Source organism: Kribbella sp. NPDC056861, assembly GCF_040687575.1.
Taxonomy (GTDB): domain Bacteria; phylum Actinomycetota; class Actinomycetes; order Propionibacteriales; family Kribbellaceae; genus Kribbella.
The window spans coordinates 561,120-574,032 of record NZ_JBFBNQ010000005.1 but is presented as its reverse complement, the minus strand read 5'-3'; the positions used below and the strand labels follow the sequence as shown (position 1 = coordinate 574,032).

13 protein-coding genes are annotated in these 12,913 nt (G+C 68.7%); 7 read left to right on the top strand and 6 right to left on the bottom strand.

The window, feature by feature from the left end; all coding sequences use genetic code 11:
* Positions 1–21 precede the first annotated feature (21 nt).
* Positions 22–507 carry a hypothetical protein gene (locus tag AB0P21_RS26940; protein WP_363699983.1) on the top strand — a complete coding sequence of 162 codons (486 nt, stop codon included), beginning with the start codon at positions 22–24 and terminating at the stop codon, positions 505–507.
* Positions 507–1,493 carry a sigma-70 family RNA polymerase sigma factor gene (locus tag AB0P21_RS26935; protein ID WP_363699982.1) on the top strand — a complete coding sequence of 329 codons (987 nt, stop codon included), beginning with the start codon at positions 507–509 and terminating at the stop codon, positions 1,491–1,493. Before AB0P21_RS26940 ends, AB0P21_RS26935 begins: the two co-directional genes overlap by 1 nt.
* Here the strand turns inward: AB0P21_RS26935 and AB0P21_RS26930 are convergent.
* Positions 1,475–3,127: a bifunctional 3'-5' exonuclease/DNA polymerase gene (locus AB0P21_RS26930; RefSeq protein ID WP_363699981.1), complete on the bottom strand. Its 1,653-nt coding sequence runs from the start codon at positions 3,125–3,127 to the stop codon at positions 1,475–1,477. The genes AB0P21_RS26935 and AB0P21_RS26930 overlap by 19 nt on opposite strands.
* A 66-nt stretch (positions 3,128–3,193) precedes the next feature.
* On the opposite strand from AB0P21_RS26930, the gene AB0P21_RS26925 reads away from it, so the two are divergent.
* On the top strand, positions 3,194–4,549 hold the full coding sequence (locus AB0P21_RS26925; protein WP_363699980.1) for a PLP-dependent aminotransferase family protein: 1,356 nt from the start codon (positions 3,194–3,196) through the stop codon (positions 4,547–4,549).
* A gap of 75 nt (positions 4,550–4,624) precedes the next feature.
* Positions 4,625–5,539: a pyridoxal 5'-phosphate synthase lyase subunit PdxS gene (gene pdxS, locus AB0P21_RS26920; protein ID WP_363699978.1), complete on the top strand. Its 915-nt coding sequence runs from the start codon at positions 4,625–4,627 to the stop codon at positions 5,537–5,539.
* Between the two features lie 175 nt (positions 5,540–5,714).
* On the opposite strand, the gene AB0P21_RS26915 is transcribed toward pdxS, so the two are convergent.
* From AB0P21_RS26915 to AB0P21_RS26905, 3 genes are all read right to left on the bottom strand, one after another.
* Positions 5,715–6,290 carry a TetR/AcrR family transcriptional regulator gene (locus AB0P21_RS26915; RefSeq protein ID WP_363699976.1) on the bottom strand — a complete coding sequence of 192 codons (576 nt, stop codon included), beginning with the start codon at positions 6,288–6,290 and terminating at the stop codon, positions 5,715–5,717.
* Positions 6,291–6,311: 21 nt separating this feature from the next.
* Positions 6,312–7,328 carry an NAD(P)-dependent alcohol dehydrogenase gene (locus AB0P21_RS26910; RefSeq protein ID WP_363699975.1) on the bottom strand — a complete coding sequence of 339 codons (1,017 nt, stop codon included), beginning with the start codon at positions 7,326–7,328 and terminating at the stop codon, positions 6,312–6,314.
* 62 nt (positions 7,329–7,390) lie between these two features.
* Entirely contained in the window at positions 7,391–7,957 is a 567-nt protein-coding gene (locus tag AB0P21_RS26905) for a helix-turn-helix domain-containing protein (protein WP_363699974.1), read from the bottom strand.
* A gap of 87 nt (positions 7,958–8,044) precedes the next feature.
* Between AB0P21_RS26905 and AB0P21_RS26900 the strand changes: the two genes are divergently transcribed.
* On the top strand, positions 8,045–8,992 hold the full coding sequence (locus AB0P21_RS26900) for a TIGR03564 family F420-dependent LLM class oxidoreductase (RefSeq protein WP_363699973.1): 948 nt from the start codon (positions 8,045–8,047) through the stop codon (positions 8,990–8,992).
* A gap of 14 nt (positions 8,993–9,006) precedes the next feature.
* Positions 9,007–9,666 (top strand): MBL fold metallo-hydrolase, encoded by a 660-nt coding sequence (locus tag AB0P21_RS26895; protein ID WP_363699971.1) that lies wholly within the window; start codon positions 9,007–9,009, stop codon positions 9,664–9,666.
* Positions 9,667–9,739: 73 nt separating this feature from the next.
* Here the strand turns inward: AB0P21_RS26895 and AB0P21_RS26890 are convergent, their stop codons facing one another.
* Positions 9,740–10,750, bottom strand: coding sequence for a hypothetical protein (locus tag AB0P21_RS26890; RefSeq protein WP_363699970.1), 1,011 nt, complete (start codon positions 10,748–10,750; stop codon positions 9,740–9,742).
* Between the two features lie 49 nt (positions 10,751–10,799).
* Between AB0P21_RS26890 and AB0P21_RS26885 the strand changes: the two genes are divergently transcribed.
* Complete coding sequence (locus AB0P21_RS26885; RefSeq protein WP_363699969.1) at positions 10,800–11,393, top strand: TetR family transcriptional regulator; 594 nt, start codon at positions 10,800–10,802, stop codon at positions 11,391–11,393.
* A gap of 1 nt (position 11,394) precedes the next feature.
* On the opposite strand, the gene AB0P21_RS26880 is transcribed toward AB0P21_RS26885, so the two are convergent.
* Positions 11,395–12,873, bottom strand: a complete 1,479-nt coding sequence (locus AB0P21_RS26880; RefSeq protein WP_363699968.1) for an aldehyde dehydrogenase family protein — start codon at positions 12,871–12,873, stop codon at positions 11,395–11,397.
* Positions 12,874–12,913 lie beyond the last annotated feature (40 nt).

Genomic DNA, 12,913 nt, shown 5'->3' with positions numbered 1-12,913 from the left:
AATGAGTGGTCGAATGGCCCCGTGACGGTCTCGGGCGTGCTGATCCTGGTGGGAGTCCTGCTGCTCCTGCTCGGCGCCTACTGCAGCTGGACGGCCGGTCGACTCGACCGCCTGCACCACCGCGTCGCGACCGCCCGCGCCTCCCTGGAGACCGAGCTGGCCCGCCGCTCCGCTCTGGTCGCCGAGTTGGCCGGCAGCGGCGTACTCGACCCCGCCTCGTCACTACTGTTGCTGGATGCAGCCCACCGAGCCAGTACTGCGACCAGCGACGAGCGCGAGCGAGCCGAGTCGGCGTTGACCCGCGCGATCGGGGCGACGGCGACCGACGTCGAGCCCTGGGGCACAGAGCTCAGTACTGCGATGCGCCGAGTCCAGCTGGCCAGGCGGTTCCACAACGACATCGTGGTCTCGACCAGGGAGCTGCGGCGGCGCCGGATGGTCAGGTGGTTCCGGCTGGCCGGGCACGCGCCGATCCCGGGCACCATCGAACTCGAGGACGGCCGCTGATGACCGTGACCGACGAGACCTTCGCCGAGCAGACCGAACGTTTCCGGCACGAGTTGCGGGTGCACTGCTACCGGATGCTCGGCTCGTACGACGACGCCGAGGACCTGGTCCAGGAGACCTTCCTGCGTGCTTGGCGCAAGCGCGACGACTTCGAGGGCCGGTCCTCCTTCCGCGCCTGGCTCTACAAGATCGCCACCAACGCCTGCATCGACGACGTACGCCGCCCGCAGCGTGTCCTGCCGCACCAACTGGAGCCCGCGTCCTGGCCGACCGGCGAAGCGATAGCTCGCGACGACCTGCCGTGGCTGCAGCCGTTTCCCGACGTGCTGCTCGATCGTGCCCAGGAGCCGGACGCGGAGGTCGTCCGGCGCGAGACGATCGAACTCGCCTTCCTGATCGCGATCCAGCATCTCCCGGCCCGGCAGCGCGCAGTACTGATCTTCCGGGACGTGCTCGGCTGGTCCGCGAAGGAGACGGCTGACCTGCTCGGCTCCAGCGTTGCCTCGGTCAACAGTGCGCTGCAGCGAGCCCGCCCGGTACTACGGGAGCACCTGCCGGCCCGGCGTACCGAGTGGGCGCCGACGGGTGACCCCACAGCCGAGGAGCAGGCGTTGCTGGCGAAGTACCTGGATGCCTTCGAGCGCGCCGATCCCGCCGGACTGGCCGCGCTGATGCACGAGGACATCCGGATCACGATGCCGCCGTACCCGTTCTGGTTCTCGGGTCGCGCCAACGCCGAGCGGATCATGGCCGCCAACCTCGCACCGGACGGCGACGCCAACCGGGGCGACTGGCGCTTCCTGGTCATCGGCGTGAACCGCCAGCCCGCCCTCGCCGCCTATCTCAAGGTCCCCGGCGACACCCGCTATCGCCCGTTCGGCTTCGACGTGTTCCGGATCGAGGACGGCCGGATCGCCGAGCTGACGGCGTTCGAGCTGACCGACTTCGAGCGCTACGGCCTGCCGGCTCACTTGGCGTCGGCGTAGCACTCCACGATCGCGGTGGTGAAGGGAAAACGGGTCGGGGTGTCGCCGAAGGTGATCCGGCCGGCCAGGTTGCCGGCCGCCTGAATCGCCTCGGCAACCTGCTCTGCCTCGTCGGCAGGGCAGTGCACGATCACCTCGTCGTGCTGGAAGAAGACCAGTTCGGCCTTGAGGTCGGTGATCGATTGTCTGAGCGCGGCCATCATCAGCAGCGCCCAGTCGGCAGCGCTGCCCTGGACGACGAAGTTCCGGGTGAAGCGGCCGCGGGCCCGGGCATGCCGGGCGTCGGGTTGTCGCTCCTCCGACGGACCTTCCAGCATGGCGTCGTCCATCGGTGTGCCCGATGGTGGACAGGTGCGGCCGAGCCAGGTGCGCACCAACTTCCCTTCCTCACCGGCCCGCGCCGCGTCGTCGACATACGCGATCGCCTTGGGGAACCGCTTGCGCAGATCGGCCAGGTTCTTCATGCCGTCACCAGACGTCTGCCCGTAGACAGCACCCAGTACTGCGAGCTTCGCCTTCGCGCGATCGCCCGAGAACGCCTTGTCCGAAACGGCTTTGTAGAGGTCGCCCGAGTCGCCCGCGACCTCCATCAACCCGCGGTCGCGAGAGATCGCGGCCAGTACCCGTGGCTCCAGTTGCGAGGCATCGGCGACCACCAGCCGCCAGCCCGGATCGGCGATCACCGCCCGGCGGATCACCTTCGGGATCTGCAGCCCGCCGCCACCGTTCGTGATCCAGCGCCCCGACACCGTGCCGCCCGGGATGAAGCCCGGCCGGAATCGCCCGTCGTGGACCCAGTCGGCCAGCCACGTCCAGCCGTTGGCCGTGTAGATCCGGTAGAGCGTCTTGTACTCCAGCAAAGGCGCGATGGCCGGATGGTCGATGTGTTCGAGCTCCCACTTGCGGGTGGAGGTGACCTGATAGCCGGCCTGTTTGAGCGCCTTCAGGACATCAGCGGGGAGATCCGGCCGGACCCGACGCCCGAACGCCTCCGAGATCTGGTCGGCCAGCTCGGTCAGCCGCCGCGGCTCGCCACCACCCGCGAACCGCTCACCCAGCATCTCGGTCAGCATCGCGCGATGCGTCGGCGCGCTCCAAGGCAGCCCGGCGCGATCCATCTCGGCCGCGACGAGCATCCCGGACGACTCCGACGCGGTCAGCAGCCGCATGCGCTCCGGATGCTCAGCCAGTTGGTGCCTGCGCAGTTGGTCGGCATACACGCGCAGCAGCGCGTCGAACGAGACCGGCTCGTCATGCACCTCGAACAGCGACGACTGCTCACCCGGAATTGTTGACCGCAGCGGCGGATCGGCAGGCACCGGCTTGCCACTCAGCCGTGCCCACGCGGCCGCCGCCGACCGAGGCTCGCCGAGTCGCCCTTCGTGCCCGAGCAGCAGGACCTCAGCAGCCTCGATGTCGTAACACCGCTCCACCCGCACGCCGGAGCTGAGCAGCCGGGCATAGATCTCGGGCGTCGACCGCCACACCCACCGAGTCACCTGCGGCCGCGACCCGACCGCGGCGGCCAGGTCGGGCTCACGCAGTACCGGACCGGCGGGTTGGCCGTCCGGATGCAGGGCGACGAGCAGCGCGCCGTCACCCTCCGCCGGCGCGATCGCCCACCGCTCATCCATGTCCAGATCCTCACACCTCGCACCGACAATTCCGGTCAGTGAGGCCAATGATGGGACACTGGACTTATGTGGCGGGGGAGCGACCTGGATCCGATGGACGGGACCAAGACCGAACAGGTCGAGGCCCTGGTCCTGCGCCGGATCGAGCGGGGCGACCTGTCGATCGGCTCCCGCCTCCCGTCGGAGCGCGTACTCGCCGAGCGCCTCGGGCTCAGCCGGGTGACAGTGGTCCGTGCACTCGACCAGCTGCGAGCGGACGGCGTACTGGAGACCAAGCGCGGCTCCGGGACTCACGTCAGGCCACTGGACCGGCTGCTCGACCCCATCGCCCCAGCGTCGACTGTGTCGGCGGGTGACCAACCCCTGCTGGACCTGCGGTTCGCCACTACCGCAGCACCGCACGACGTGGCCGAGGTTGCCGCGCAGATCATCTCCGACGGACTACCCCAGGCGATGGGCGGCGACGGCCCACCCTCCGGCGGCTCCCTCGACCTCCGTACTGCGCTCGCAGAGCGGCTGACCATCGAGGGTGTCCCGACCGAGCCAGGCCAATTGACCCTGACAGTGGGCGCGGCAGCCGGCCTCAACGCGGCACTGGCTGGCTTGGACCTTGGCCCTGGCATAGCGATCACCGAGTCGCCGACGTACCCGGCAGCCTTCGACCTGCTCCGCCGGCATCGCCTGGACGTGGTCGGCTGGCCTGCAGGCGTCTGGGACACGGATCAGCTCGCCCACCTCTGCAGGCGGCACAAGCCGAAGGTGATCTACCTGCAGGCGGACAACCACAATCCAACCGGCCTCAGCCTCCCGGCGGACCGGCGGACGGCCGTGGTGGAGATCGCCCGGCGCTATGACGCCGCACTGATCAGCGACGAGACCATGCGGCCGCTCTGGTTGGCCAGTGGTGAGCAGGCCGAGCCGCTGAGCCGGTACCCGCGCACTGTCAGCGTCGGGTCGCTCAGCAAGACCGTGTGGGGAGGCCTGCGGGTCGGCTGGGTCAGGACCGGTCGGCAGCTCCGGCGGCGGATCAACACCTCGGCACAGCTCAGTGTGGTGTCGCCCAGCGCCTTGGACGATCTGCTGGCCCAGGCGATCGTCGGGCGGCTCGATCGGGTGATCTCCCGGCGCAAGACGCGGCTCCGGTCCAACCTGGCTGCGCTGGAGACGGGGCTGAGGAGCCTGGACGGGGTGGCTTGGGCTACGCCGACGGGTGGAATGACGCTGTGGCTGGAGCTCACCGACGTACGGGCTAGGCGGGTGTTGGAGGCCTGTCGGGAGCAGGGGTTGCTGTTGGGAGCCGGGGATCTGTTCACGCCGGATGGGACTGATCGGCGGCATATCCGGATCCCGTTCACCGCTCCGCCCGCGACGCTGCGGTTGGTGGTCGCGCGGCTGGGAGAGGCCTTGGCTCAGTCCAGTTGATTTGATGTGGACTGATTGTTGGCAGGCCAATCGTCCTAGGCTGGAGTGGTGTCAGACCGCGACCAGGAGGATGTAGTGACCCAGACCGAGACTCAGCCCCAGAACAGCCCGCAGACCGGTACCGCTCGGGTGAAGCGCGGGATGGCCGAGATGCTCAAGGGCGGCGTGATCATGGACGTCGTCACCGCGGAGCAGGCGAAGATCGCCGAAGACGCCGGCGCCGTCGCGGTGATGGCGCTGGAGCGGGTCCCGGCCGACATCCGTGCCCAGGGCGGCGTCTCCCGGATGAGCGACCCGGACATGATCGAGTCGATCATCAGCACCGTGTCGATCCCGGTGATGGCGAAGGCGCGGATCGGTCACTTCGTCGAGGCGCAGATCCTGCAGAGCCTGGGCGTCGACTACGTCGACGAGTCCGAGGTGCTCACCCCGGCCGACTACGCCAACCACATCGACAAGTGGAACTTCACCGTTCCGTTCGTCTGCGGCGCGACCAACCTGGGCGAGGCGCTGCGCCGGATCACCGAGGGCGCGGCGATGATCCGCTCCAAGGGCGAGGCCGGCACCGGTGACGTCTCCAACGCGACCACCCACATGCGGCAGATCCGCCAGCAGCTCCGCCACCTGCAGAACCTGCCCGAGGACGAGCTGTACGTCGCGGCCAAGGAGCTGCAGGCGCCGTACGAGCTGGTCAAGGAGGTCGCGGAGGCCGGCAAGCTGCCCGTCGTACTGTTCACCGCCGGCGGCATCGCCACCCCGGCCGACGCCGCGATGATGATGCAGCTCGGCGCCGAGGGCGTGTTCGTCGGCTCCGGCATCTTCAAGTCCGGCAACCCGGCCCAGCGCGCCGAGGCGATCGTCAAGGCCACCACCTTCTACGACGACCCGGACGTGCTCGCCAAGGTCTCCCGCGGCCTGGGCGAGGCCATGGTCGGCATCAATGTAGACGAAGTGCCCGTCGCTCATCGACTCGCTGAGCGCGGCTGGTAACCGACCGTAATCCTGGTGCGTTTCGCCTCGGATTCCAGCGCTGAGGCCCGACGCCCTCGAAGGTCGGGGGAGTGTGCTGCGGATCCCGTTGGTGGCCGCGTGTGCACAGGGTCCCACGGCGGGGTGACCGACCGGTTCGGCTCGTGACGCGGGACGGTGTCCTCGAATGCCGGTGTCAACCGCTGGAGGCGGCTAGCGCCGGTAGGGCCACGTCGTCGACGAGGTGGGCGAGGTAGGCCTCGTCCAGCGGGGCGCCGTGCAGGAATCTGCTGAGCAACAGCGCGGTGGCGATCTCATCGGCGAGGTCGGTGGTCGATCCCAGGGGCAACTCTCCCCGCTCGATCGCGTCGTGCGCGACGGTCGGGGTCAGCCGCACCAGGCCCGGGAACTGCTGGTCGAGGGATTCCGCCAGTCCGGGGTCGACCGCCTTCGCCTCGGCGAGCCCGAGGACGAGGCGGCGGTCGAGCCGGGTCAGGTTGTCGGCCAGCCGCCTGCAGTGGACCAGTAGGTCGCCGCGCAATGATCCCGTCGCCGGCGCGGGGCCATCGTGCTCGACGTGCGCCTGCAACGCGGCGACGACCAACTGCTCCTTGCCGTCCCACCGGCGGTAGATGCTCGACTTCGCCGTACCCGAGCGGGCGGCGACGGCTTCGATCGACAACTGCGCATATCCCTTCTCGGAGAGGAGTTCGCGCGTCGCGCCCAGGATTGCCTCGTCGCGTCGAGGGTCCCGCGGTCGTCCGGTGGCCACGGCAGGAGGATAGTCCGGCCCCTAGAGGGCGATCACCGCGCGGTAGTGGGCCTGCCCGGTACGAACGAGGTCTACGGCGGCGTCGGCCTGCTCGGCGGGAAACTCCTGGACGACGGGACGTACACCGTGTCGGGCGGCGTAGTCCAGCATCGCCCGAGTGTCCTCGATGCTGCAGGGAACTCCTCCAGCGACGGTCTTGGCCTGCATCAGCAGGCTCACGGGCGAGAACCGCAGGTCCTCCGGCGGTACGCCAACGATGCTGAGGATCCCCATCGGGCGTAACGCGTTCAGGTAGTCGTCCCACGGCAGTGATGCGGACACGGTGGACAGGACGACGTCGAAGGAGTTCTGGACCGACTCCATGGCGCCGGCCTCTCCGGAGGCCACGAAGTGGGCGGCCCCCAGCCGCCGGGCGTCGGCCTCCTTCTCGCGGGTTCGCGAGATGGCCGTGACCTCGCATCCCCAGGAGGCAAGGAACTGCACGGCGAGGTGGCCCAGACCACCGATCCCGACCACGGCCACCCGGTCCGTCGGGCTCACGCGGTGGCGCAGCAGCGGGGCGAACACGGTCGATCCCGCGCAGAGCAGGGGTGCTGCCTCTGCTGAACTCAGCGCGTCGGGGATCTTGTAGACGTGCTGCCAGTGGCTGGCCCGCACGTGGCTGGCGAATCCACCCCGGTCGCCGCGCATAACGGTGTCGTCCCGGTTCGGGCAGACCTGCATCCGCCCGGTCCGGCACAGCTCGCAGCGCATGCAGGAGCCGGCGATCGGGCCGACCCCCACCCGGTCGCCCACCCGCAGGTGCGCGGGATCGACGTCGGAGCCGAGAGCTTCGACGATCCCGACCGACTCGTGTCCGGCCACGACCGGGAACCGGCTGATGCCGTATTCGTCGTCGATCATCCCCACGTCGGTGTGGCAGACCCCGGCGTGGGTGACCCGCACGTCCACCTCGTCGGCTCCTAGATCTCCAGCCTCGTAACGGTAGGTGGAGAACGGCGCACCGGGGTGCGTCACGGCCAGGGCATTGACTGTCATCGGGGTTCTCGTTTCGTCGGCGATTCGATACGACCCGTAGCGTATCTTATCGGCAACACGGGCTACCAGTTCATGGCTGTCGTGCGTAGTCCCTCGAAGCTCACCTTGAGGTGATGTTCGAGGGGGCGCCGCTGCGGATCGGCCAACCAGGCGGCGGTGGCGAGCCGGTACGCGCCAACCGCTGCTGCTGCCGTCAGGGCGGCCGAGATCCCAGCTCCTCCTCGCTCGCGGAGCGCGCCTGCCAACGCTTCTTCGAGTGCGGCCATCTTGGCCAGTTCCCGCTCCCGCAGTTCTGCGCGGGTGTCGAGGATCGTCCGGCGGCGGCGCGCGGCGTCGTGGCGTTGATCGAACCAGCTGGTGGTGAGCAGGAGGGCCGCGGCGATGCTGTCGAGCGGCGACTGGTCAGCCGGCGCGGCACGGACCGCTTCGGCCAGCTCGGCGACGAACCGCTTCTGGTCCGGGAACAACACCTCCCGCTTGTCGGCGAAATGGTTGTAAAAGGTGCGCTCGGTCAGCCCCGCGGCTTCGGTGATGTGGGCCACCGTCGTGTGCTCGTAACCACGCTCGGAGAACAACTCGATCGCTGCGTCCTGCAGCCGTTCCTGTGAGCCGGTCGGCCATCGTCCCATCCATCGAGCATAGGTGATTACAGAGACTGCAATCAATTGCTACACTCATTGCAGTCCCTGTCATCACTTCGCCCGAAGGAGCCGCTGATGGCGCCAGCTCACACCCGGATCGGCATCTTCCTGGGCGGAACGTTCGCTCACCAGTCCGGCCTGACGAACCTCGTCGATCACACCGTCGAACTGGCGCACGAGGCAGCCCACAACGGCGTGCACACGCTCTGGTTCGGGCAGGGCGTCGATTACGACGCGATCCAGCTGGCCGCACTCGTCGGCCGGGAGGTGCCCACCATCCAGGTCGGTACGTCGACCGTGCCGATGTACCCACGTCACCCACTGCTCGTCGCCGCCGCGGCGAAGACCGCACAAGCCGCCACCGACGGGCGCTTCCGGCTCGGGGTCGGACTCGGCGCTCGCAACCTGCTCGAGCCACAGTTCGGCCTGCCCTACCCGCCGCAGATCCAGCACCTGCGCGAATACCTGGTCGCGTTACGTCGGCTGCTCGACGGCGACGGCTCCAGATTCGAAGGCGAAACCCTCGTGTCCCGGCCGGTCACGCCGGTCACCGTGGCCGGAGCGACAGCACGGATCCCGATTCTCGTCGCCGCCATGGGAGCGAAAGCGCTCGCCGCCGCGGGCACGTTTGCCGACGGTACGGCGACCTACCTTGCGGGGCCGCGCGCGATCGCCGAAAGAATCCGCCCGGTCATCACCGAGGCCGCCGAGGCAGCCGGGCGGCCGGTGCCGCGGATCGTAGCCGGAGTGCCGGCGGTGGTCACCGACGACCCGGACGCGGCCCACGCCCGCGCGCGGGCCGTCCTCGGCTTCTACGACGCCATCCCGTCGTACCAGAAGGTGGTCTCGCACGAGGGCCTGTCCAGGGCGGCCGACCTGCTCCTGGCCGGAGACGAGGACACCGTCCGCGCCGGCCTGCACCGCTATCTCGACGCCGGAAGCACCGAACTCATGCTGAGCCACACCGAGCTGCTCGGCGACGAAGCGCGCGCCCGGACCTGGGCGCTCATCCGGAACCTCTGAATCGGAGTCCTGCCATGACAACACCCCTCTCGTCCCTCGCGGCACCGATCGAGGGCCTGCGCGCCACCGGAACGACGCGCCTGCCCTATCAGCAGAACGTGGTACTGCGGTCGTTCCTGCTCGAGCGGCCCTCCGGCAACGTCCTGGTCTACAACTCCCCGGGCCTGTCCGACGAGGCGGAGGCCATCAACGCCCTCGGCGGAGCGTCACGCCTGCTGATCAATCACGAACACGAGGCCATGTACGGCGATCCCGCTGTCGACGTACCGGTCTTCGTCCATGAGCGCGACCGCCCGGCGACCGCCCGGTCGATGGGCGTCACCGGCACCTTCGATCGCCGGCAACGGCTCGACGACGACCTGGAAGTGATCCCCACCCCCGGGCACACCGAAGGCACCACCTGCTACCTGTGGGACAGCGGCGCCCATCGCTTCCTGTTCACCGGCGACTTCCTCTGGATCGAGGACGCGCAATGGAAGGCGGTCCTGCTGGATCCACGCCTGCGCCAGGACTACCTGGACAGTCTGGCGCTGGTGCGCGACCTCGACTTCGACGTACTCGTGCCCTGGGGCGTCGGGGAACACGACGCCTGCTTCGCCAGGACGACCAAGGACGAGACGCGGGTGCGCATCAGTGCGATCATCGAACGTCTCGAAGCCGGGAAAGACCGCTGACCGGCGTACGCGGGCAGCGGATCACGTTCGTGCCGATCCATGAGGTCCGGATGCACCGCTCACTGCAGCGGCGTCATCGGGCGCTGGACTTTTCGCGTCCGCCTGGGTGTCGATGACGAAAGGCCCAGAAGACAAGGCCGGCGACGAGACCCCAGCCGATCAGCACCAGATACGGAAAGGCTTTTTGGTGGCCTGGGAAGTAGAGCGCGGTGTGATGGGCACTGATTGACGCGCCTGGCGGCAGCCACTGGCCCACGGTGCCGAGCGTTGCCGGGAGGAGCGCGGGCGATACCGTGCCGCCCGATGACGGATTGCCGAGCAGCACCATGATCGCCCAGGTCGGCAGCATGCCCCAGCGGCCGAAGAGCGTGCCGAACATGGTGCAGGCGACCTCGGCCGCGAACATGGTCAGTGACAGGATCGCCCACGACGACAGGAACGGCAGGTCGAGCGCACCGACGACCCGGTCGACCACAGTGGTGATTGCCAACCCGCCTGAGCCGGCAGTGAGGGCGAGGAACGCGAGGCGTTCGCCGGGGTGGAGGCGGCGCGCGTGGACGTCGTACAGCATGGCTCCGATGAAGCCGATGATCACGGCGGCCAGGGTCATGTAGAAGATCGCCAAGCCGCGGGGATCGCGTCTCTGCAGCGGGGTGAGATCGGAGACCTCGATCCGGATTCCGGTCTGTGCCGCGGCTCGGGGAGCCTGCTCGGACAGGAGTTGCGCGACGGAGGGCCCGGAGGCCCCGGACAGTTGCAATCGGGCTGCGTCGTCCCCCCGGTATTCGAGTACGCCGAAGACCCGCTGCTCGAGAACGGCTTCCCGGGCGGCTGCTCGGTCCGGCATGGGAATCCGTTGCAGCGCGCCGCCGAGCAGTGCGTCGAGCGCCTGGTCGAAGGGTCGACCGGTCTCGGCCGGTGCAACGATCGCCAATGGAATGGCATGGGGAACGGGGGCGGCCAGAAAAGTGGTGTAGGAGCCGACGAACAAGGCGGCGGTCGCGGTCAGGATGAGGGCGAGAACTGTCGCCGGAAAGAAGGGCGACGTGACGAACGCTGCCCTCCGGGTGCTGTCCCTGCTCATGGTTCTCCTCGTCAATAAGCCAACAGGGGTGTTGGAGTAGGGTGTCGTCATGGCCTGGGACGTCGAAGGAACCAAGCGCAGGATCCACGCGGCCGCGCTCGCCGAGTTCTCCCAGTTCGGGGCGGCGGGTACGTCGATCGACAAAATCGCCAAGCGCGCCGGGGTCAATCGCGAACGGGTCTACAACTACTACGGCGACAAGGCGGTGCTGTTCTCGAAGGTGATCCGGGACGAGCTCGACAAGCTCGCCGAGAACGTGCCGCTGCGGCAGGTCGACGGCCCCGACGACCTGGCACGGTTCGCCGGGGCCGCGTTCGACTATCAGCAAGACCACCCGGAGGTGGCTCGGTTGCTCCTGTGGGAAGGGCTGGCCGATACGGGCACTGTGCAGGACGAGGGCGAGCGAGCCGCCTTGTATCTGGACAAGGCACGCGCTGTGGCCGCGGCTCAGCGCGCGGGACTGGTGAACTCGTCGATCGAGTCGGCCCACCTCGTGTTTCTGCTGATCGCGCTGGCCAGTCAGTGGTGGGCAACCCCGCAGATGGCGCGCATGCTCGCTGCCGAGCTGGGCGACGACTCGCCAGCTCGGCGTCGAGCAGCTGTTGTTCAGGCGGCACGCCGGATCGCTGCCTGCGAGGGGTGACTCAGCCGAGCAGTTCGTCGACGGCAGCCCAGTGCGGCACCGGGCGCTGGCCGGAGGGAAGGCGCACGGTCTTGCTGTAGCCGAATTCCCGCAGCGTCTCAGCGGCGTGCTCGCGCCCGTAGCCGCTGTGTTTCGTCCCGCCGAACGGCGTGCCGATGACCGCGCGGTTGTAGTTGTTCACGAACACGATGCCCGCTTCGACAGCCCGGCTGACCCGCAGCGCACGGGAACTGTCGGCCGTGAACACGCCCGCGACGAGCCCGAAATCGGTGTTGTTGGCGATGGCAACGGCCTCCGCCTCCTCGTCGAACGGGATCACGCAGACAACCGGGCCGAAGATCTCCTCGCGTGCCACGCGCATGTCCGGGGTGACCGCCGTCAGCAGGGTCGGGGCGACGTAGAAACCGCCGGCCAGCTCGGGATCCACGGGGAGTGCTGCCTGGGCCGCGACGACGGCACCTTCCCCGCGGCCGATCTCGAGGTAGTCGAGAACTCGCCGCTGCTGGGCCGCCGTGACGAGCGGACCGAGATGCGTGGCCGGGTCCACGCCGCGTCCGACCCGCAGACCGGCTACGGCACGGCTCAATCGCTCGACGACCTCGTCGTGCACGGATCGATGGACCAGCAGGCGCGAGGCCGCCGTACAGGCTTCACCCTGATTGAAGTAGCCGCCCTCGAGTGCGGCGGCGACGGCGTCGTCGATGTCTGCGTCGTCGAAGACGATGAGGGGGTTCTTGCCGCCCAGCTCCATCAGAGTGGGGGTCAGGTTTTCCGCGGCGGTCTTCGCGACCGCGGTGCCGGTTGCCGGAGCGCCGGTGAACGAAATCTTGCGGACGAGCGGATGTCCCGCCAGTGCGGCGCCGACCGGCCCCTTGCCCGGGACGACATGTACGACGTCGTCGGGTAGCACCGACTGGATGATCTCGGCCAGCCGGAGCACGGTGAGCGGTGCTTGTTCCGGTGGTTTGAGGACGACCGCGTTGCCTGCCGCGAGGGCGGGAGCCGTCTTGCCTGCGGTGTGGATCGGCGGCCAGTTGAACGGGATGATGGCCCCGATCACTCCGAACGGCTGCAGTGTGGTGACGTCCAGCGCGTAGCCGGTGTCCCGGACGGCGCCGGGCAGCTCGTGGCAGAGACTGCCGAAGAGCTCGAAGATCGCGATACAGGATTCGAGGTCGAAGGCTCGGGCCTGACTTCGGGGTTTGCCATTTTCCCGGGACTCGAGCTCCGCGAGTTCGTCGGCGTGCGCGCGGATCTGCCGCGCGACCTCCGACAGGAGGCGCCCGCGCTCGGCCGGTGGCCGGTTGCTCCAGGCCACGAAGCCTTCCTGGGCGGCGCGCACCGCCGCGTCGACCTCCGAGGTACCGCCGCCCTGGACCGTGGCCAGCACGTGTCCGGTGGCGGGATCGTGGACGTCGAACCGGTCTTCCTCGTGATCGGAGGACCACCGGGTCCGGTGGACGGTCGTTTGCTTCATCATGCTTCCTCCAATTCCAACAACAGTGTTGGTTTTCGGTTCG